The sequence below is a fragment of the Pseudalkalibacillus decolorationis genome, assembly GCF_024609785.1.
In the GTDB taxonomy this organism is placed as follows: domain Bacteria; phylum Bacillota; class Bacilli; order Bacillales; family Fictibacillaceae; genus Pseudalkalibacillus; species Pseudalkalibacillus decolorationis.
In genome coordinates this window covers 171284-193247 of sequence record NZ_JANHJQ010000007.1, presented here as the reverse complement: position 1 = coordinate 193247, position 21964 = coordinate 171284, and the positions used below count along the sequence as shown (strand labels likewise).

Genomic DNA, 21964 nt, shown 5'->3' with positions numbered 1-21964 from the left:
TTCAAAAAACACATCTCTGTATATTGAATGTAAAACACCTAGTAGATGATATAGGCTGATGTGGATTTTGAGAAAATGAGATAAGAAATAAGCGTTTTTAGGTAAAACAGTTATTTTACAAGTTATGCATGTTTTCCAAATCAGAACAAACAATAACAAGGAATTTCAACATGTATGGAGGGAATCATTATGCATAATCAAATGGCTCAAAATGGTGTGCAGCAACCAACAAACGTGCCTAGGATGAACCAATTTGGCACACAGCCAACGGGAACGATGAATCAGCAGCCTGGAAACCAGCAGCAACCAACGACTGTCCCACCCAATCTTAATCATGGCGGTCATGAAATGTTCGATAGTCATGAGGTTCTATCCTCGTTAATGAGTGTGTTGGATCAATATCTCATTTATGATCAGTTCATTAAGGATCAGGAATTACGTACGATTTTATACCGGCAACATACGTTTATCACAGATTTATACAACATTGCGGTAGAGACCTTTTCAACAGGCGAAAAGCCTTCCCACTCTTCATATACTTATAAAATGCAGCAAACGAACAATACCGTGTATGGCCTGTCACCTAGCCAACCAAGTAAACCAATCAGCTCTGCCAATCAGGTGAACGACAAAGGAGTATCGGGATATATGCTCGGGCTAGCTAAATCCACTGCTTCATTATTAGCAATGACCTCAATGGAAATGACCAACCCTGTATTGAGACGAGTCATTGCCGATAGCGTCCCGAACTTTATTGAAATGGCCTATGAACTGTTTCTTTACCAAAATAAACATCAATATTATCAAGTACCGCAGCTTTCGCAACAGGACATGACCCAAATGCTTCAAAGCTACGCGCCAGCACCAAATACTCAGCAAAATCAATTCCGACAGTAATGGAAACTAAACAGGGTAGATACAGTCAGTTCGAAGGCTGTTTCTACCCATTTTGATTTCAGTTATTAAATTAATAATGTAAAAGGTAGAGAAAGAATTGCTAAATCAGTTTTTGGCAGGGGTTTGCGGAGATCAAAATATGTGTGGTTCTGGGAGAAAATCATGAAAATCTCGACAAAGTCGACAGAAGTGATGTATATAAAAGTGAGTAAAATTCACTTGATTCCCATTAAATTCTTCATTCTGTATATATCTTTTTCGTTGTTCCATGTTTTAGAAGCAAGTAGTTCGATATTACTTTCAATTGTATCTAATTTCTCATTGGTCTCTTTTCTAAAATCATTAAATTCTTTTCTAAATCCTACGAACTCCCCCTTCATTTCCACCATAACATTTAGAAGTTTGTCCAATTTTTCCTCTGACATGTTTGACACCACCTTTCGAAATTTTAATGACATTATAATTATATCAAACCGTAACCGTTATACCAAAGAAATTTTAGTTTATTCGCAACTAGATGGTTCATATAAACAAGGTTAGGTGCTAGTCCAAACACCTAACCTCACTTACTATTCGTAATCAACCAGCAGATTGATCTTCCGCTACATCAACTGGAACAACCGCATCGACCAAATGTTGTTCAAGTTCCACTGTATAGCTTCGAATTTCCTCTTCTGTCCAATTCATTTGTGTCGCCATCAATTCAATAATTGGCTTTTTCCACTTCCGTACCCATTCGATATTAAAATAGAGTGCACCGGTACGACGAATAAAGAGGTCGGTCGGCTTAGTAGTCATTTCCTTTTCAATACTATAATGCACGGAAGCTAATACATCCATAGGTAAACTGTGCTCACCATCATCATTCTTATCAATGAACTTATAAACATGATCGATGTTAGAGCCATAGCGTTGAACGAGAGCTCGCGCTTCTGATTCATTCAGACCTAACTCTACCCCTGTCTTTACTTTTTCATCCATAAAAGCAGGGAAGTTATCCGATCCACCAACCTCACCACCTGAAATCGGCATATGCTTGGTTTGACAGCTTGGATAAGCACTGTCACCGTCTCCAGTCAATTCTTTCGCCAGGAGATTTACGATACTATCCGCCATTTTACGATAACCTGTCAGCTTTCCACCTGCAATGGTAATCAACCCTGAGTCAGAAATGAAGATCTCATCTTTCCGAGAAATCTCAGACGGATCTTTACCTTCTTCATGTATAAGTGGCCGAAGCCCTGCCCAACTCGACTCAATATCTTCCGCGTTAATCTCAAGATCCGGAAACATAAATTGTATCGCTTGGATCAGATAGTCACGATCATCAACAGTCATTTGAGGATGGGCGATATCTGTATCTACATTATAATTCGTATCTGTAGTGCCTACATACGTTTTTCCTCCTCGTGGGATTGCAAACACCATTCGGCCATCAGGCGTATCAAAATAGATCGCTTGTCGTAGCGGAAAACGCTGACTATCAAAAACAAGATGGACACCCTTCGTTAGATGCAATGTTTTACCCCGTTTTGATTGATCCTTTTCCCGGAGTGTATCAACCCAAGGTCCAGCCGCATTTACGATCTTTTTAGCACGAATTTGGTAGGTTTCGCCTTTCAATTGATCCTCTACAACGACACCCACTGCTTTTTCACCCTCGTATATGAACTGTTCTACTTTTGCGTAATTTACCGCCTTAACTCCATTTTCAACTGCCTTCTTCAACACTTCAATCGTCAGCCGTGCATCGTCCGTACGGTACTCTACGTAATACCCGCCGCCTTTAAGATCATCATTTTTCAGAGTCGGCTCTTTCTTCAATGTTTCATTAACATTCAGCATCTTACGCCGTTCACTTCGTTTTACACCAGCTAAGAAGTCATACACCCTTAACCCTATAGACGTACTGAATTTCCCGAATGTACCTCCTTTATAAATTGGCAACAGCATCCACTCTGGTGTTGTTACATGCGGTCCATTCTCATAAACAATCGCCCGCTCTTTACCGACTTCAGCTACCATTTTTATTTCGAATTGCTTTAAATAACGTAGGCCACCATGGACCAATTTCGTCGAACGACTTGACGTTCCCGCGGCAAAGTCCTGCATATCCACTAATGCGGTCTTCATTCCACGAGTTACAGCATCTAGCGCGATCCCAGCACCTGTAATTCCGCCGCCTATAACTAGTACATCATACTGTTCCTCATTCTGCATGGCGTTTAAATAGTTCGTACGCTCTTTCCCTGAAAATGATGTAGTCATCATGTTGTCTCCCTCCATATATGCGATCACCGTTGTTATTAGTTGTATTATAAATAGTATAGACACTTTTTTAATGTGTAAAAAAAAGAGACCACAACGAACGCTTATAAGCACGGTAACTTATAAGGGTGTTGTGGTCTCTCCGTATCTCCAACCAGATATTAACTTGATTTTATCTTATCATAATCTTATTCTATTTAAAAGCCATTGATGCTTGAACTGCCTTTTTCCAACCTCCATATAGAGAATCACGTTCTTCTTCATCCATGGAATCAGTAAATGTCTTATCAATCTTCCACTGTTTAGCAATTTCTGATTGATCTTTCCAGTAGCCAACGGCAAGTCCAGCTAAATAGGCTGCCCCAAGTGCCGTCGTCTCGTTAATAACCGGTCGCTCGACTGGAACTCCTAACATATCGCTTTGAAATTGCATAAGGAAGTTATTTTTCACAGCTCCCCCATCAACACGTAGCGTTTTCAGCGATATCCCCGAATCCGCTTCCATTGCTGTCAATACATCTTTCGTTTGGTATACCAATGACTCTAAAGTTGCCCGAACGAAGTGTTCCTTTGAAGTTCCTCGAGTTAGACCAAACACTGATCCTCGTACATCACTATCCCAGTATGGTGTTCCGAGTCCGACAAATGCTGGTACTACAAATACTCCATCGGTTGAATCTACACGCTTTGCATATTGCTCACTGTCAGCAGAATCCTTAAACATCCGCAAGCCATCTCTTAACCACTGAATCGCAGACCCAGCTACAAATATACTTCCTTCCAGTGCATATTCAACTTTTCCATTCAAACCCCAAGCGATCGTTGTTAACAATCCATTTTCTGATGAAACAGCCTTTTCTCCTGTATTCATAAGCATGAAGCATCCAGTACCATACGTATTTTTCGCCATACCTTGATCATAGCAAGCCTGACCGAATAACGCTGCCTGCTGGTCACCTGCAGCACCAGCAATCGGAACAGATTGACCAAAGAAATGGTGTTCAACAGTGTTCCCATACACTTCCGAGGAAGGCTTTACCTCTGGTAGCATTGATTTTGGCACATCGAGTATATCAAGTAGTTCATCATCCCATTGTAAATCATGTATATTGAACATCAATGTTCTGGAAGCATTCGAATAGTCTGTGACATGAGCTTTTCCGCCTGTCAATTTCCAAATCAACCATGTATCGATCGTACCAAATAAGAGCTCACCAGATTCCGCTTTCTCTCTGGCCCCGTCTACGTGATCAAGAATCCATTTTACCTTCGTTCCAGAAAAGTAAGCGTCGATCAAGAGACCTGTTTTATCCCGGAATCTATCATTATATCCAGCTGCCTTAAGCTCGTCACATATTTCAGCTGTTTGGCGAGATTGCCAGACAATCGCATTGTAAATTGGCTTCTCTGTTGTTTTGTCCCAAACGACTGTGGTTTCTCGTTGATTTGTAATACCAATACCTGCAACTTGTTCGGGTTTCGTATTTGATTCGGATAATACTTGTGCAATAACGGCTAGAATAGATCCCCAGATTTCGTTGGCATTATGTTCAACCCAACCCGATTTCGGAAAATACTGTGTGAACTCCCTTTGAGCACTATGAATGATTTCTCCTTCTCTATTAAATAAGATTGCCCGTGAACTAGTCGTTCCTTGATCCAGTGATAGAATATATGTCTCCATTTTCACACTCTCCCTAGTATTCTACTATTAGTAAATCGTTTAAGCTGCCGATCTTTCTTCCTTTTCTGTATCTTTTTCACTTGTAACAAACGCTGCTGATAAAATCACTAATATAAGAGCACCTACGATCCAGAACCCTACCGATTCAGCTCCTGTAAAAAACTTTTTATAAAATAGGGCACCGAAAATCCCACCCAGTATTGGACCTGCAATCGGTATCCAAGCATAACCCCAATCAGAAGATCCTTTACCTGCAATTGGCAATATAAAATGAGCAATTCGCGGGCCTAAATCACGTGCCGGATTAATCGCATATCCAGTTGTTCCTCCGAGAGAAAGGCCAATTGCAATAATCAGGAATCCGACGATTAGTGGATTTAAGCCTTCTGTAAATTCATTTGCACCAATCGCTAATAGACCCATCACTAAGACAAATGTTCCAATGATCTCACTTAATAAGTTCGAAAATGAGTGCCTGATTGCAGGATCCGTTGAAAACACTCCAAGTTTTGCAGCCTTATCCTTTGTAACTCTCCAATGGGGTAAATAATGTAAGTAAACAATAACAGCTCCCAAAAATGCACCAATCATTTGACCAGCAATATATTTTGGTACATCTGCCCAAGGAAACTCACCAATTACAGCAAACCCTAATGTAACGGCAGGATTAATATGAGCACCACTTATACCTCCAACTGCATAGACGGCCATTGCTACTGCCAGACCCCAACCCATTGTGATTACGATCCAGCCGGAATCTTGTGCCTTCGTTTTATTTAATACGACACCTCCAACCACGCCTCCTCCTAGAATAACTAAAATCATCGTCCCAATGATCTCTGCCATAAATGCGGACATTTTAATTCCTCCTGTCAATGTTATGAAAACCCTTTCATATAGAGGAATGAAAAAAATCCACACGAATCTCCTCATATAAAATGAGTGATTAGTGTGGATCTCCATTTCTCCGTCACATATATTAACTTGTCTTCTAAATTACATGATAATCAATGCATTGTCAATATGTTAGATTATTACAATTAGGTTACGTAGTAGTCCCATAATTCTGTCCTCGACGTTGTTACTGCCGTGGCTCCTGCTGTTAGTGCATTTTCGACATCCTCTATCGTTCGAATTAATCCTCCCGCAAATATCGGAATCCCTGTATGGTTATGTACCTCCGAGATGATATTTGGCATAACCCCAGGAAGAACTTCAATATAATCAGGCTTTGTCCTCTCCAGTAATACATAACTTTTATTAAGTGCACTAGAATCTAATAGGAACAGTCTTTGGATTGCTAAAATCCCTTTTTTCTTTGCGGTTAAAATCACATTAGCTCGGGTTGAAATTAATCCTGCAACTTTGATTTCTTGACAGAGAAATTCAGCAGCATATTCATCATTTTTTAACCCATGAATCAAATCTGCATGCACGAGCATTTTTTTGTTATGTCGATTTGCGAGTTGTACAATACTTTTCAACTGACTAATGTGACTGTCAAGTAAAACCAAATATTCATATGGACTTTCTAATAATTTTTCAAAATCTTTCATATTCCGGACTGCAGGCAGTATTTTGTGTTGTATCGCCATTAAGTACCATCCCTCTTTAGGTCTAGTTTGAAAATCTCCTTCGTCATCCTGTCTAGATTCTACCTCATTTTTATTTAAGATTCATTTTTCTTGTTAAGTGACAATAAAGTCGTTTAAATTAAAAATGAAAACTCTCCTCAATCTACTAGTAATCATAGAACGAAGAGAGTTATTTACTTTTTTATTAATATTCGTTTATGGATTTACAGTAAAGTTATTAAATTCCACTAATCCTTTTTTTCCCGAAACGACGTTGACTGCACTCATAAATAGACCTACGTCCTGAGCCGGAGCAGCATTGTTTATAGATGCTGTCCCAACCGTGGTCCAATTTGTCCCGTCTGAACTACAAGAACCTGTGAAGGAGGATCCATTTTTAGTTAATTTTAGGTATACAGGAGTTGTAAAGGATGCCTTTTGCGAAAATGTATCTAGCCGTCCATCATCATTTGAATCCCATGAGAGGACACAACCGTTCCCTGGAGTGATGGCTAAATTTAAATATCCTTTAGAACCATTTTGGGTCATGTCATTACGGGCCATTATTCCAGCACGAGCCCAAGACCATGTGTTATCCTGGCTTACTACACGTGTCGTTACCGTTGTTCCATCCTTCATTTCATCTTCACGATAAATAGAACCAAAACCATTTGTACCGCCCCAAAGATCAGTTCCCCCACCATAGATACCAAATGAACTTTCTAATTGTCCAAAAACGGAGTCATTAAAAGAAATGGTTTTGAATTCTGGGCCTACATTGTTTATTGTCATCAACTTAACGCTATTTGTAGACCTCTGGCTTTTGTCCCCAATGTGATAGGAGGTTTCTGTTGCAATTATTTCAACCAAATTAAAAACAGAAACTTCTTCAGATAGTGTAATTTTATATTTCAAAGACACTGACTCCCCTGGTAATAGGTCATTAAATGTTGTGTCACCAAGTGGCTTCACATTAAATCCTGGAGGTGAGTTTAATGTGAGGTTAATATCCTCTGCAGTTGAGAAGCTGTTGTCATTGGTTAATTTGACAGTGACTGTTACAGGCTCTCCAACTGAAATAACTCCACTTGAAACAGAAACTTCACTGGTTAATGGAAATCCAAAGTTTGATAATTCCTCAAGCACTTTTTCTGAAATTTTATGAATATCACCACCTGGCTTGTGTGGATATTTATTTTGACTATGGGCCCACTCATCCCCCATAGCATACCAATCAATTTGCTTAGGCTGTCTCTCTTCTTTTAGAGCACTACTCAGTTCATCAAAATACGTTTTCCATCTATCATAATAGAAGCTACCTACCAGGCCGCCCCACTCGCGATTGGCATAATCGTGAAGTCCCGATTTAGAAGGTTGACTATCTCCCCATACTGTAATAATTGAACGGGCGTCATACTCAAGTCGGGCTGCTTCTTCTTTATCCGATGCCCAAGATTTTGCTTGTTTTAGCCAAGGCCCAAGCATCGTTTGCTTATTCGTAGAAACTACTTCATCCAAAAGTTTCATCCACTCTAACCATTTATTAGTATAGTGTACAAATAGTTTTTCATCTTTTGCATCGTATGCTTCTTTTATTTTTGGTAATAGTACTCGGCTTTGATTCGAAAGCACCTGGCGTGTAACATCCATTAAATCATACTTGTATGCACTGCTTTTTCTGAGCTCTGGAGCAACTTTGAGCAGTTCAGATAAAGATTGGTTAAAGTGCTGAGTATTATAACGCTCACTTGAAGGTGACCAAGAAGCTGCAGATTTGGTGCTTAAACTCGGTTGTGCTCCAAACAAGCCATCCTGCGCCTCGCTCCACCCATCAGCAGGCATATTATAGGCTGTATTTTGTAAAATATTCCACGCAGCTTCAGCATGCTTATCAGCCTTGCCATAACGGCGCTCAGCCCACTTAGAAAACCACTCATCCATATCTACAGGTCCATCTTGCCAAGCCATTTCGGTGAGGAAATCAAAAGCTACCGGGTTATTGTCGCTTGCTTCAGGCATCATGGCTATACCTGAAAGGTTACTCCCCGATTTTTCTTTCCATTCCCAGTACCTTTCATTCCATACTGACATATTAGCCCCCATAGTTGTATGACCCCCAAAGTTCCAAATGGAACCGAAAGCATAAGGGGTGTCTGGCCAGGTGGATTCCCTGTTTAGGTTTGAGTATCGATCTGACAGACCATCAAGGATAAGAACCTTGTCTTTATCAAGAGGGGCAATCAATTCCTTACTGGGATTACTCTGCCAACCAAGAATTGCCCAAATGGCCCCTGGATGTGCTTTTTGAAGAGCAGCCTCAACTGCTCCAGCTGCATCATCTACTGGTACATCTCCTGGTCGTCCACCTTCATGCAAAAGATCCATCTTGTACATTGTTGTTTCTCCAAATCGCTTTTCTTGTTTTTTGTAAAATGTCTCAGCAACTTTTGTGAAAAGCTCATTTCGCGGATCGAGCCAATCTGGTCGCCTAAAGCCTGATATCCAATCACCTTGAGATATAACTCTTCCTTGCGGGTTTTTTTTAACAAAATCCAAAGGAACCGTACCGTAATAACCTGGGAATACCGGTGTCATTCCAAGCTCACGTAATCTGTTGGCAATTTTCTTCCCAAGCTCCGCTCTTTCCTCAATCAATTCTTCAGTTACGGATCCCCCGAAGCAACACATATTCTGCAGTAGCCACCAAGGTTGATGGCTTGGTTGGGGAATCCATTTAAGTAACTCTTCTGAACTGTAACCAAATTCTTTAAACGTATCGTAATAAACTGCTTCTTGACCAACAGTCACCAGAACCTCATTGACTCCCTGAAGGGCAAGCACATCAATGGTCCTCTCCCAATCTTTCCATTTCCGATAAGCTCCTGTATATCCATCATCTGTATCGTTTAATGCAAATCGATGAGGAACATTTGCCGTTTTTATGATTTCAGTTTCTGGTGCAGGCAAGGTTTTAGGTAAGTTTAATTGTTCTCCATTCCAAGTGATATTACCTTTTGCCGTATATTTTAAATACCAGTTGAACCCCGTCAGCAAAACAGCAGGGGAGGTTCCTTGAATCTGAATCTTCCCAGGCTTACCTGTTATTCGAAAATAATCATTTCCTTTTTCATCTTTTTGCACAGCAAGGAATTCAACTTGTTTATAATGACGGGGAAGAACCCTTTTTAGTGATTTTTCTGCCGGCTTAGTGTCGAAAATACCTTTCTCTGGTTTACCCTTCTTTAAAACAGTAGGTTCACTATTCGATTCCATGTTATCCCCATTACTCTTTGCTTTTGCTGATGGAATAAATTCTAATTGTGAAATAGGTTGAATAAAGGAAACTATCATAATGAGAACACATAGGACTGAAAATATTTTTTTCATTATAATCACCTCTTCAATTTTAAAGAAAACTTGGCTAGCGCCAAGCCTTTGGCGCCGGCTGCGCCTTAGTTGCGCTTATACTATAGAAAGTATTTTTATACTTTCTTAACGTGTAAAGAAAACTTGGCTAGCGCCAAGCCTTAGCGCTGGCGATCGCCTTAGTTGCGCTTATACTTAGGACTTAAACTTTTCCTCAACGTCGGTTTACTTCCAGCTGAAAAGTTATACTTTCTTAACGTGTAATCAAAAATTCTTAACCACCCTTCTTGAAAGTCTTCCCTCCTACAGTCGAAAATAAATATAAATCCGAGTTACTTTAATGCGCTACACAGGAACAGATAAAGGTGAATCACCTCCAAAATTCATCATTGCACTCCTCTATAAAATTTTTAATAATAATAAAGAAAACTTGGCTAGCACCAAGTCTTAGCGCTGGTGATCGCCATAGTTGCACTTATACTATAGAAAGTATTTTTATACTTTCTTAACGTGCAAAAAAAGCGCGCACAAACCAAAAACCAATAAATTGGTTTCTCAGCTTATGCCCACTTAAGGTTACATGCTTAATTTAATTAAAATACTATAATACGTCAATTGAATTGTCAATACAATTCTGAATTTTAACACAAAATTATTTCAGAACTAATGAAACTTCGCTAGATATAATATAAGACTAGCCTTAAAGTCTTATGATAGCTTCGTTATATCCTAATTTAATATCAATTTGTTTTCATAAGAATTTTTTTATGAATGAATTATGTTATAATCATTATAACAGTCATAATAAGGATGTGAATGTTATGGAACAAATTGAAAGAAAAGTAACAAAAATAGGGAACAGCGTTGGAATCACTTTACCCCTTGAGTTATTAAGGCAAGTAGGGCTCGCACAAGGTGATGACGTGCAAGTAGAAGTAAAAGACGGAAAAATTATTTTACGTAAGAAAGAGCACCTGCAACTTCCAGATGGAGTAGACGTAGAGTTTATGAATATACTTAATGATGTAATAAAAGAGCATGATAAGGCATTTAGAGGGCTAGTAGATAGATGAGTACAGAAGATACGGTATACTTATCAACCAATCAAATTATTGCCATAAATACAGTTCAGATACGCCTATACTCACCACAAGAACCTGTAGGAGTTAAAAACCCAAATTTATTAGACTCTGCTATTAACCGTCCGAAGCAATCTGTATTTGAGAATGATGCATATCCCTCTATTTATGAAAAAGCAGCCGCACTATTCGAATCAATAGCTAAAAATCATGCCTTTTACAACGCAAACAAACGAACAGCACTTGCATCTCTCATTGTTTTTTTGAAAATAAACCATTATAAATGGACAATGGGAATAGAGGAAGAACAAGATTTCACAGTAGATGTCGTAAATCATAAATATACATTCGAAAAGATCGTCTCAACGATAAAAGAAAATACGAGAAAACTCTGAATCCATTCTTTTTCATTACAATCTAAGAATGGATTATTTTTTCATCCTAAAGAAAACTTGGCTAGCGCCAAGCCTTAGCGCAGGCGATCGCCTTAGTTGCGCTTATACTATAGAAAGTATTTTTATACTTTCTTAACGTGCAAAAAGCACAAACATAAGGAAGAAGACTACCACAAGGGTAGCCCTTTCTTATTTGAATTCCGGTATTATTCAGCACTGAACTCGAATGTCTTTTCGAGGTCTCCTGACTGTAATGTGATGCTGACCGTCCCTTTTTTCAAGAACGTAATCTGTTGAGTTTCGGGATTGAATACTGCAGTCGCATCTATCCCAGTATTTAAGCCCTCTGCTGAAACCACTAGATTGTCTGATCCAACATAACGAATCGTCGCTGGATAGCTTAGTGGGAAATCCCATCCACCAGCCTGATGTCCTGTCCAATGAATACCACTAGTTTTACCGACCGTAAATGCCACGTCCTTAACAGTAATATCTTCTAAAATCGGTCTGATATCAGCACGGATCCACATGTTTTTCCCAATGCCTTGGTAAGATGGATCATGCAGCCTATCATCCGGCTTCCACTCAGGATCGACACCTAGGACAGCGTAATTATAAAATCCACCATCATCTGGTGCTCCGTATGTTCCTTTTCCAATCGGACCAGTGATCATATATGGCACTCCGTCTCTACGATCGAGGTGAACCAGCTGCGCATGTGCCGCCATGACCATTGCCCGTTTTCCAGTTTCCTCTCTGAATTCAGTGAGCCATTTCTCCAGTAGATCAGCTTCTTTACTGTCAGCAAGTGCATGAGCTGCATCAGGAAGAGGATCTTTCAATGGGTGATGCCCCATTACGAATACGTTATTAATCGAAGCATCCGTTTTTGCTTCCTCCAGCGCATTTTTAATCGTAAACCATTGCTCTGGATTACTGCTACGCAAACTTCCTAACGACGTATTCATAAGGATGAACCTGGTCCCTTTATGGTCGAACACTTGGTGATCCGGCCCAAAGTATTCTTTAAAATGATCGAGGTTTCCGGTACCATATGTTTCGTGGTTACCTGGGGTCACATAGTACGGCTTTTCAAGATTTTCCTCGATTAACTGCTTCGCAAATTGAAATTCCTCCTCTGTATCAAAATCGACGACATCCCCATTGAAGAGGACAAAATCAACATCTTGCTCGTTAATCGCCTGCAATACTTTTTTCGAATTGATGATTTCTTTACTGCCTTCGTTTGCACTGATCAACTGCAGGTCCGAAATAACCGCAAATTTCCAGTGATCGTCTGGCAACTCACCATACTCAAGAATCAGTGGGTCCTCCGTTTTTTCCTGTTCTGGAATCTCAAGCTTTTGCGCGACTTTCGTCTGAACATCATCAATCATGATGTAGCCGTTATCCTGTTTGTTCCGATCGGTTTCGACGAGATAAATGCGATCGAGAATAATCGGATACTCAACACCAGTTGGCACATTCGCTTCAACGTATTTCCAACCGTTCCAGTCGACGCTATACGTGAGGTCTAACACGTGGTGTACATTGTTACTGTCTTTAATCCGTGCCCTTAACCAGTGGCCGTTTCCTTCTGTTCCGTATACATTTACGCCGATTTTCTTTACATCGCCTTCTAAAGGCAAGTTGCGATCTGGCGGGAACATGTAGGCAGCTCGTGTTCGTGTAGTTGTTGTGAAATCATACGTTAGTTTCAGTGCATTTCCATCTGTTTCGTCCATTGAAATATATTCGAGACTACCACCGACTTCTGCAGGATATTTGAAAAATGTCCATGGGTCAGAAGTGTCCTCAAACGTTTCTGCCACCTCCGTTTTCAACCCTACGGTTACACCAAGGTTCGTTTCGAGGTCACCGACTTTTGCATTCACTAGACCTTCACCGCTTTCGACTAATGCTTTTACCGTAAAAGAACCATCTTCGTTCGGCTTAATCGAAAGCTGACTCTCATCATATTGGAGTTGTACATCGCGCGGTTCGATGTATGTGCTGTATCCTTCTTCATCTTTCCCAGTAACCATAAACGTTGTTGACTTCCCTTTTTCAAGACCGATTTGAGTTGGTTTAATCGAAAGCTCAACTGGCTCACCGAGTACGTGAATATCTGAATAGGTCATATCGCCACGGAATTTCGCTCGGATCCGGTCCTTACCAGCATGCTTCGCTTGAAACACATTCCCTTCAAAGCTTCCTGCATTTCCACCGTGCCACTTGACATCTGCCTTTTTCACTTCAATAGGGGCATACGCCGTATCATACGCATGTGCTTCGAATTCCCTGCTTAATCCTTTAAAAACCCGAGTCGAATTTGCTTCGATATCGAACCCTTCTAGGTTCCCAGTCTGTGCCGTACTGAAAATCCCGATTCCATTCGGTACAGACCTTTCTGATCCATCGGAAGGATTATTGAAAACGTTGATACTCCCTTTCCCTAGCTCACGTGCAACTAAGGTCGATGAACCGCCACCGTCAAGATTCAACGCATTCCAAGCACCATTTTCTTGCATAAGATGAGCAAGTTCGAGCATCGTCATCCCTCGGCTATCCTTTTGACGACCATCAACAGTTACTAGAATCATCTGTTTTCCGTCCTTGGAAAACCCGACTGCAGTACGAGGGTGGCGGTCGCCATTATCGGTCGTACTGATTTCTCCATCCTTTACGAGCTGAACACTGCCACCAACGGCAAACGTCATGTCTTTAAAAGCTGGAGTGGTTGTATACGAGATATCGATCGTGCTTCCGAGCTTTTGGTCTCGTAAAAACTGTGCCGCTTCTCCCTTTCCGCTTAAAAGAACTTCCCCATCTTGTAATGGTTGATTGTAGACTTCATTTTCTAAAACTTGAACGACGTTGTTGTCTCTTATAAGAACTTCGGTATATAGGGATGCACCGCTCATGAGGTGTGTTCGACTCGCTTCACCCCATGCAGACGTATACATGACAAGCTGATCATTGTCCACGGTCGGATGGTTGATTCCGTCGAGTTGATATGTACCATCCGGAGTGTCAACCTGACCTTCAAGAGCGGCACTGGCAATTTGTCCGATACGATCCTCCGTAACAGAAACACTCATTCGTCCAGCGTATCCGCTTTTGATCAGTTCACCATTTGCAACTTCTAGACCCATCGGAGCATTCGTGTTGCTTATATCAAAAAAGTCACCGTTCACTCCGGCGATGGCACCCGATTCTTTTACCTGTGTGCTGATCGGCGCTTTATCTGTGACGTGTCCTGGGGTTAATAAATTTGTTGAGAGCGTCTCTTCGGCAAGATTCACCTTCATTACGTCTCCTCGCAGCCAACCCTCGGTGTCAAACCGGTCAAACTGCATGAGAGTAACACCTTTCGCTATCGGTGTTTCATCGATTTCTTCATGTATGACTTTGTATAGGGAGCTATCTCCGGTGGACTGTGAGGATGGTGCAGCAACTGAAGTTTCTGGGACTGGTGTGTCAGATGAAGCCGGGTAATGATCTTTCGCAAGTACAGGTGAAACAGGAACAATGATCGAAACTGCCAACATGGCCGACAAGAATCGTTTTACATACTTCATAAAAAGCCTCCCTTTTTTTATTGCATTGATGTAAATCTACCTTATACGACAATGTTTAACATAAGATTAAGTAAATAATAGATTATGGTTAATTTTTCTAGGTACAATGGTCTGTTATAGTCGATCGTGTAATTAAATGACATATCTTTTAAAAATTCTCTATTATAAACGGAAGCACCTTGCGACTGTTTTCATATCTTTTGAAATGATATAAACACCTCTAAAGGACTAGTTTATAAGTGAATCTGCTTATCTGGTTCCTTTGAATCATAGTCCATATATCTTTAGTTTTAGAAGCTATAGGTTGTTAGAAGTACCCTTAATAGGCTGTATTCAGTATTTGTAACGAATCGTAAAGGTAATAAAGATTGTTTGAAGAAAAAGCTTGGTAATGCTTTTAAACCGGGGAGGATTAAAACTAAATGAGAACAAGAAATCTACTCACTGCCGCTTGTACAACCCTACTGGCGGGACAGCTCCTTATGACAACAGGGGCAAATGCCAACCAAGTATCTGGTCCGATAACAGAAACGGGAGTTCATGAACACAAGGAATCCTCACATTTTGATATTCGGGACGTTGCCGATCGGGTTGTTCCAACGGATAATCAGCTTAAGGCTGCTGATACACTAATCCAAAACACTGGTTCAGGTGTCAAAGTTGAATGGAATTCCCTTTTTGGAACGCCTTCAACAATCATTAAAGATCAAGGGTACCTCACAGATACATCGAGCGAAAATGCAGAAACCGTGGCCCGTAGTTGGTTAAAAGAAAATGCAGCCTTATTTGGTCTTACAGCTGCTGAAGTTGATACTTTAGTCGTTGTAAGAGATTACGCAATGCCAGATACAGGTCTCCATCCTGTAACGTTCCAACAAACATTTGATGGGATTGAATCAGTTTACGGGGGAAGAATCATTGTCTCCGTTAATAAAGATGGGCGAATTTTATCGGTAGCAGGAAATCTAAGTCGTTCAACGGAACTGACAGGAAACTTCCAGCTAACTTCTGCTGAAGCATTGAACAAAGCGATTTCCCTAGAAACTCCTAGTCTTAGTTACACTCCTAAATTAGTAGGAACTGAGAAAGGTTGGGACGTTTTTGATGGTGGAGAATTCTTACCGACAAAACAACGGGTGAAGAAAGCTACCTTTATAACGAAAGATGGCGTGCGCCCTGCCTATCGTGTTCTTTTTATCGAAGAACTTAACAAGGGTTATGAAATTGTCATCGATGCTGAAACGGGTGAACAATTATATAAACGCTCTCTAGTAGACTATCTACTTGAACCTGAGGGGCTGATTTTTGAAAACTATCCAGGCGCATCTCAGGGTGGTACACAAGTTGTGAAATCCTTCAAGGGAGATCCAAGTGCTTCACCAAACGGATGGCTGGTTCCGGGAACCAATTTAGGTGTGACCACTTTCGGGAACAACGCCAATACGTATGCGAACTGGAGCAATTTCCTAGTACCTGCAGACCAGGCTGTTCGCCCGGTTGCACCGGATGGAGAGTTCAGTTTTCTATTCAAAAACTCTTGGCAGGAAACTCAAGGACAAACAACTCCTCCTTCCTATGCAGAAGATGTAAATAGTGCCGCAACGAACCTGTTCTATCATCATAACCTTTTCCATGATTATTACTATAATTTAGGTTGGACAGAAGCAGCAGGTAACCTACAGCTTTCGAACTTTGGAAAAGGCGGACTTGGAGGAGATGCGATTCTAGGTCTTGTTCAAGCAGGAGCTGTTTCAGGTGGTGCCCCGACTTATACTGGACGAGACAATGCCTACATGCTGACATTACCAGATGGCATTCCTGCATGGAGTGGAATGTTCTTATGGGAACCGATTCCTGGGGCATTTGAAGGCCAATATGCGGATGGAGATTTTGATGCAGGGATTATTTATCATGAATACTCACATGCTTTAACAACTCGGATGGTAGCTGGGGGCGAAGCGCTTGGAAGCCACCAGTCTGGATCAATGGGTGAAGGTTGGGGCGATTTTTATGGTATGCATTACCTGATTAAAAATGGACTCCAAGAAAAACCAGTAGTCGGTGGTTATGTAACAGGGAACTTCGAAAGTGGTATTCGCAGCTATGCTTTAGACGAAGCCCCTTATAATTACGGTGATATTGGCTATGATGTTGGTGGTCCAGAAGTCCATTCAGACGGTGACATTTGGGCTGCGATTCTATGGCATATGAGAGAAGGATTAATCGAAAGGTATGGAAAGGAAAAAGGCGAATCCATTGCTGAACATCTCGTTATTGATGCAATGCCGATTTCAGTTCCTAATCCTTCTATGGAAGATATGAGAACAGCGATTATTGCAGCTGACTTTGAACGTTATGATGGAAAGCACTATGATGCCTTGTGGACTGCTTTTGCCCAACGCGGCTTAGGAGCTAATGCTCACTCTGACGGTGGTGACGATACAGATCCAATTCCAGCATTCAACCATCCAGATGGACAACGAAATGGGCAGATCGTCGGGCAAGTCATCAATACTGCAACCAACAAACCAATTTCAGATGCAAGAATCATAATCGGTGAATTCGAAGCGAGAACAAGCCCTGTTGTAGTATCAAGTGAGAAAGGGAAATTTGGAACGTATGTTGTGGAAGGCACATATGACATTACAATCCAAGCAAGGGGGTTCGGTTCGAGAACCATTAGAGATGTAACGATTGAACCAGGTGAAAAGAATACACTAGCATTTAAACTATCACCTAACGTTGCTTCTTCCTTCAATGGTGCATGGGTTTCCCATGTATCCGGGGAATCAGACAGTAATCCTGTAAAGTTTGCCATTGATGATACGGAAGCAAGTGTTTATGCATCTGACACTCAGGAAAATGGATTTAAAGGTGCTGACTTCGTTGTCGATTTAGCAGGAGAAAAAGCTGTTGAAATTTCACATATTCAGGTTAGTGCATTGAAAGATGTTTCTAAATCACGCTTTGCAACATTGAAAAATTTCAGTGTACAAACATCAATGGATGGAGAAAATTGGACAACCGTTGTTAGAGATGAATTTACCGCTCAAAAGCCTAGACCTACTATTGCAGACTTACATTATCAAGGATTTGACCTTGCTGAACCTGTTAAAGCAAAATATCTGAAGTTCATTGCGCATGATGCTCAAGACAATTCAAAAGGCTTTGTCCAAGTGGCAGAAGTTCAAGCCTTTTCTTCTGAAAAATCAAAGATTGAGCCGTTACCGATAGAACCTGAAGAGCCATTTGTAGCTGAAGGTGTGGTACAAGTAGGTAATGCCGGCACAGGAATTGGTAGTCTTGCAGGTGTACCCGCGACACTAGCGGTGACAGAAAATGAGTTTGTTACGACTCAAAATCCTGAACCTGCTTCTCAAGGTACGGATGGATATGTTGTCACTTTACCTAAGCAATACGGTGACGGTATTCACAATTTCACCTTAGAAGGATCGAGTAGCAGCTCCTATGATTATGATGTCTACTTTTATAATAAGAACTTTGAATTAATCGGAGGAGTCGCGACTGCAGGAGCAAATGAAACAGGTATTATTCCAGGTGGAACCCATTATGTGTATGTCGGACTTTATTCCGGAGCAAACGTACCATTTACATTTACCGCAACAAGTCCCTATTGATTGATCCAATAGAACATTAGGTAACTGGAGGGAAGGCACAAAACCGTGCCCCCTCCTTTTTTCACGTTTAAGGGGCTGGCTCAAAAGTGCGTAACAGAACTATTTTGAGTTAATCCCTTTTAGGTTAGACGGTTCAAGATTCCTACTAGGTTAGAAAAGGGACTCTTCACCATTCTGGGTGGTAATCTTTCGGGCAAAAACTATCCCCGCGGCATATAGCTGAATTTCGCGGCATAATCCACTTTATCGCGGCAAAACACCTCAGTTCCGCGGCATAATCTACTTTATCGCGGTTTAACACCTCGGTTCCGCGGCAAACTACCTTTTCATGGCTACTTTCTTTGGTGAAGAACAGGAAAAAATGATTTTATACAGTTTTAGGAACGTTTTATACATGTTTTGTAACACGTTAAGAAAGTATAAAAATACTTTCTCTCGTTCTAAAAGTCTTTTGAGCAAATTCAATTATTTTTAGTAAGTAACTCGAATATGCTATCATCACCATTAACTATTCCCTTTTCAATAATCGAGTATTGCTCACTACTTTTATGGGGATTATTGACTTTGAGACGTATAGAAAGGATTGGATTATAGATGAAAGCAATCGTTATTGAGCAATATGGTGGAAAGGATCAACTAAAGGAAAAAGAGGTCGCTGTTCCTACTCCGGAAGATAATCAAGTTCTTATCGAAATGCATGCAACTTCCATAAACCCTATTGATTGGAAGCTTAGGGAAGGCTATTTGAAAGATATGCTACCGTTCGAGTTTCCGATTATATTAGGCTGGGATGCTGCAGGTGTGATAAAAGAAGTCGGTTCAAAAGTTTCCAAATTTAAAGCAGGCGACAAAGTATTTTCACGACCTGCGACAACCAATAGAGGAACGTACGCAGAATATGTCGTTGCGGATGAATCTTTAGTGGCGAAAATGCTTCTGCTCTTCTCATTTTCCACTTAACTTTTCTTTCCGACCTGTACCTTTTTGCGATAAACGGATACTGCAATCATCAATAACGGCAATAGTAAGCCTAATATTACTTCATATGAGGTAATCGTTTCCGAATCGAATTTTTGTTGATAAATGACGTTTGGAAAAGCGAATGTTGAAAGGGAAATGACAATCATACCTAAAGGCAAAGTCAACGTACGATAATCTTCCAATTTTAATAACTGTGCTGTACCTAAGACCGTTGCATAAAAATAAAGAGTTACTTTGAAAAAGAGTGAGATAAACCACATTACCGCCAGAACTGCCTCAATTCGTTGAATAAAATTTCCAACGTTAATTTTTGTTGCGAACTCATAACTGGGAAACATTTGTCCCGCACTTTGATCAGCACCGAGTACCGGAATACTCAAAAAAGTAATGATGGAAATTACAAATCCTCCGATCAAATGTCCGATTAGAAATACCTTGCTAGCTTTTTGGAGACGTTTCACATAAGCAGGGAATACCATCAATAATACGATTGCAGCGAGAGATGATGCACTTATGAAATTTAAAACAGTATGTACTAAAGACTTCGGGTCTGTCTCCAATATCGGCTGTACATTTTCAAGTTTAATTAGAGGAGCAATGAAAACAACTAAAATAATTAACAGAAAAAATAACCATGGCAGCAATAGTTCTCCAGCGCGCGCTATAGGTTCAATCCCAAGTCGTACCCCCATAATCATAACAAGTGCAAAAAGAATATTTATCGCACTTATTGGTGTTTCAGAGATGACTTGTGTAGTAAGAAACTTTCCCATCGTATATAAAAGACTGGTAGAAGCAAGTAACGAGAATAGGATAAAGAACAATGATCCCATTTTACCAAGCCATTTCCCAATAATTTTTCATTTAATTGCACTAAAGTCATGCTTGGGAATTGTTGAAAAAGCTTGATATATAACCATATGTTCAGCAAACCTACACCTACACCGATTATTGCAGCGATCCATCCATCTTGCTTTGCTACGCTTGCTAATCCTGATGGCATCGTTAAGATTGATGTTCCAATCGTAAACAAAATGACTAACACCATAAATTGACGTTCCGATATCTTACCTTACTCAAGCACTTTACTGTCACTTCCCTTTTCACATCAACAGTTGGTCGAATAAGAGATGATTGAGCGGCTCAAAAATCATTATGAGCCAGCCCATAGGACTGTATTTCCAAATTCATACTGCTAACGATCGCTAATCCTATGCCAATGGAAAGGGAAACAGAAAATACTGACAACTCTTTTTTTGAACCTTTTTTACGCAAGGAAGGTAGCTCTATCATGACGATGATACCTGCAATCAAAAGTACTCCGACAAAAGCTAACATGAGCGACCCTCCCCTTTAACTCCGGCTATTAGATTGTAACTTTCGTTTTCTTGAACCTTTTTTCCTTAGGACAGCAAGTCCCAGCAACAATAAGGGCAGCAATAATCCGTAAGTTAATCCATACACTGGCCACGTTTTTGCATCGAATGTTTGTATGTAAACAACATTCGGATGCATCACTATCGTTGCTGTCACCATGATCATTCCGAATGGGAACGTAAGGAAACGATAGTTTTTTAACTTTAATATTTGTGCGAACCCAATAATTGAACCATAAAAATAGACGGTCATTTTAATATAGAGTGAAATAAACCACATTATTGCGATAATAACCTCAATTCGTTGAACGAAATTACCAACATTAATTTTTTTCGCCAAAACATAACTTGGGTATAATTGCCTTGCTGTCTGATCAGGACCCAACACCAAAATACTTAAAAAGACAATTATAAATAATATGATTCCTCCAATTAACGAACCAGTAATAAAAGCTTTACGGGCGTTCTTCAATTGGTTAATATGAGCAGGGAAGAACATGAGAAATGTAATTAACGGAAGAATAGTAAAACTTAAAAAATGAATAGTCGTGAGTATGATCGGTTTGACGCCTGATTCAAATACAGGCTGGACGTTTTTCCAATCAATTTGCGGCGAAATAAAGATTACAAGTACGACAAATAAAAGTAAAAACCAAAAGCATAAAATTTCCGCAGAACGTGCAATTACTTCAAGACCAAGTCGAGTCCCGATAATGACAATAGCTAAAAAAAGAATCATGATCGGTTGAATCGGTGTTTCCGGCATCATTTGCGTCGTCATAAAATCACCTATATAAAGGAGCAATGCCGAGGCATTATAAAAGAAAAAGAAAACGTACGTTAAAGAAACAACTGAACCAATCCATTTACCCAATAAACACTCAATTATCTCCACAAGGGACAAATCAGGAAAAAGAACGGCTAGAGCGTTGTATATTATAATAATGAACATTCCCGTTCCAATCGCGAGTAATACACCAATCCAGGCGTCCTGTTTCGAATCGGTTACCAGAATTGACGGAATTACCAAAATGGCTGAACCTACTGTAAATAAGATGGTTAGCACCCTAAATTGCCGTACCGATATTTTACCGTTGTCCAGCATCTCTTTTTCACCTACTTTAT

13 protein-coding genes and 2 pseudogenes are annotated in these 21964 nt (G+C 40.4%); 5 read left to right on the top strand and 10 right to left on the bottom strand.

Translation table 11 applies throughout. The annotated features are described in order from the left end of the window. Positions 1-276: 276 nt before the first annotated feature. The gene (locus tag NON16_RS08895) at positions 277-897 is read left to right on the top strand and encodes a spore coat protein (protein ID WP_257348555.1); all 621 of its coding nucleotides are present in this window, start codon (positions 277-279) and stop codon (positions 895-897) included. A gap of 215 nt (positions 898-1112) precedes the next feature. Here NON16_RS08895 and NON16_RS08890 read toward each other — a convergent pair whose 3' ends face one another. From NON16_RS08890 to NON16_RS08865, 6 genes are all read right to left on the bottom strand, one after another. Next, a complete protein-coding gene (locus NON16_RS08890; RefSeq protein ID WP_257348523.1) occupies positions 1113-1322 on the bottom strand; it encodes a hypothetical protein in 210 nt (69 codons plus the stop codon). A gap of 154 nt (positions 1323-1476) precedes the next feature. Further along, positions 1477-3165: a glycerol-3-phosphate dehydrogenase/oxidase gene (locus NON16_RS08885; RefSeq protein ID WP_257348554.1), complete on the bottom strand. Its 1689-nt coding sequence runs from the start codon at positions 3163-3165 to the stop codon at positions 1477-1479. Positions 3166-3358: 193 nt separating this feature from the next. Then, positions 3359-4849 (bottom strand): glycerol kinase GlpK, encoded by a 1491-nt coding sequence (gene glpK, locus NON16_RS08880; RefSeq protein WP_257348522.1) that lies wholly within the window; start codon positions 4847-4849, stop codon positions 3359-3361. A 39-nt stretch (positions 4850-4888) separates the two neighbouring features. Then, positions 4889-5707, bottom strand: a complete 819-nt coding sequence (locus NON16_RS08875; RefSeq protein WP_257348521.1) for an MIP/aquaporin family protein — start codon at positions 5705-5707, stop codon at positions 4889-4891. A gap of 182 nt (positions 5708-5889) precedes the next feature. Beyond that, complete coding sequence (locus NON16_RS08870; RefSeq protein ID WP_257348519.1) at positions 5890-6444, bottom strand: glycerol-3-phosphate responsive antiterminator; 555 nt, start codon at positions 6442-6444, stop codon at positions 5890-5892. A gap of 195 nt (positions 6445-6639) precedes the next feature. Beyond that, the gene (locus NON16_RS08865; RefSeq protein ID WP_257348518.1) at positions 6640-9810 is read right to left on the bottom strand and encodes an alpha-N-acetylglucosaminidase; all 3171 of its coding nucleotides are present in this window, start codon (positions 9808-9810) and stop codon (positions 6640-6642) included. A gap of 800 nt (positions 9811-10610) precedes the next feature. Between NON16_RS08865 and NON16_RS08860 the strand changes: the two genes are divergently transcribed. After that, the gene (locus tag NON16_RS08860) at positions 10611-10862 is read left to right on the top strand and encodes an AbrB/MazE/SpoVT family DNA-binding domain-containing protein (protein ID WP_257348517.1); all 252 of its coding nucleotides are present in this window, start codon (positions 10611-10613) and stop codon (positions 10860-10862) included. After that, complete coding sequence (locus NON16_RS08855) at positions 10859-11263, top strand: type II toxin-antitoxin system death-on-curing family toxin (protein ID WP_257348516.1); 405 nt, start codon at positions 10859-10861, stop codon at positions 11261-11263. The genes NON16_RS08860 and NON16_RS08855 overlap by 4 nt, the downstream gene beginning before the upstream one ends. Before the next feature lie 206 nt (positions 11264-11469). Here the strand turns inward: NON16_RS08855 and NON16_RS08850 are convergent, their stop codons facing one another. Next, positions 11470-14844, bottom strand: coding sequence for a phosphodiester glycosidase family protein (locus tag NON16_RS08850; RefSeq protein WP_257348515.1), 3375 nt, complete (start codon positions 14842-14844; stop codon positions 11470-11472). Between the two features lie 422 nt (positions 14845-15266). Here NON16_RS08850 and NON16_RS08845 point away from each other — a divergent pair, with 422 nt between their 5' ends. After that, positions 15267-18482: a M36 family metallopeptidase gene (locus tag NON16_RS08845; RefSeq protein WP_257348514.1), complete on the top strand. Its 3216-nt coding sequence runs from the start codon at positions 15267-15269 to the stop codon at positions 18480-18482. A gap of 594 nt (positions 18483-19076) precedes the next feature. Further along, positions 19077-19415, top strand: a pseudogene (locus tag NON16_RS08840) (alcohol dehydrogenase catalytic domain-containing protein); the annotation flags it as partial. 23 nt (positions 19416-19438) lie between these two features. On the opposite strand, the pseudogene NON16_RS08835 reads toward NON16_RS08840, so the two are convergent. The 3 genes and pseudogenes from NON16_RS08835 to NON16_RS08825 form a co-directional block, all read right to left on the bottom strand. Then, a pseudogene (locus NON16_RS08835) lies at positions 19439-20511 on the bottom strand (GerAB/ArcD/ProY family transporter). A gap of 95 nt (positions 20512-20606) precedes the next feature. Next, entirely contained in the window at positions 20607-20801 is a 195-nt protein-coding gene (locus NON16_RS08830) for a hypothetical protein (RefSeq protein ID WP_257348512.1), read from the bottom strand. Between the two features lie 15 nt (positions 20802-20816). Then, on the bottom strand, positions 20817-21944 hold the full coding sequence (locus tag NON16_RS08825; RefSeq protein WP_257348511.1) for a GerAB/ArcD/ProY family transporter: 1128 nt from the start codon (positions 21942-21944) through the stop codon (positions 20817-20819). Positions 21945-21964 lie beyond the last annotated feature (20 nt).

Excerpts from the sequence above, each read along its gene's own strand:
- glpK (WP_257348522.1), bottom strand. The coding sequence starts at position 4,849 with ATGGAGACATATATTCTATCACTGGATCAAGGAACGACTAGTTCACGG.
- NON16_RS08825 (WP_257348511.1), bottom strand. The coding sequence starts at position 21,944 with ATGCTGGACAACGGTAAAATATCGGTACGGCAATTTAGGGTGCTAACC.
- NON16_RS08855 (WP_257348516.1), top strand. The coding sequence starts at position 10,859 with ATGAGTACAGAAGATACGGTATACTTATCAACCAATCAAATTATTGCC.
- NON16_RS08890 (WP_257348523.1), bottom strand. The coding sequence starts at position 1,322 with ATGTCAGAGGAAAAATTGGACAAACTTCTAAATGTTATGGTGGAAATG.
- NON16_RS08865 (WP_257348518.1), bottom strand. The coding sequence starts at position 9,810 with ATGAAAAAAATATTTTCAGTCCTATGTGTTCTCATTATGATAGTTTCC.
- NON16_RS08860 (WP_257348517.1), top strand. The coding sequence starts at position 10,611 with ATGGAACAAATTGAAAGAAAAGTAACAAAAATAGGGAACAGCGTTGGA.
- NON16_RS08830 (WP_257348512.1), bottom strand. The coding sequence starts at position 20,801 with ATGTTAGCTTTTGTCGGAGTACTTTTGATTGCAGGTATCATCGTCATG.
- NON16_RS08885 (WP_257348554.1), bottom strand. The coding sequence starts at position 3,165 with ATGACTACATCATTTTCAGGGAAAGAGCGTACGAACTATTTAAACGCC.
- NON16_RS08895 (WP_257348555.1), top strand. The coding sequence starts at position 277 with ATGAATCAGCAGCCTGGAAACCAGCAGCAACCAACGACTGTCCCACCC.
- NON16_RS08850 (WP_257348515.1), bottom strand. The coding sequence starts at position 14,844 with ATGAAGTATGTAAAACGATTCTTGTCGGCCATGTTGGCAGTTTCGATC.
- NON16_RS08875 (WP_257348521.1), bottom strand. The coding sequence starts at position 5,707 with ATGTCCGCATTTATGGCAGAGATCATTGGGACGATGATTTTAGTTATT.
- NON16_RS08845 (WP_257348514.1), top strand. The coding sequence starts at position 15,267 with ATGAGAACAAGAAATCTACTCACTGCCGCTTGTACAACCCTACTGGCG.
- NON16_RS08870 (WP_257348519.1), bottom strand. The coding sequence starts at position 6,444 with ATGGCGATACAACACAAAATACTGCCTGCAGTCCGGAATATGAAAGAT.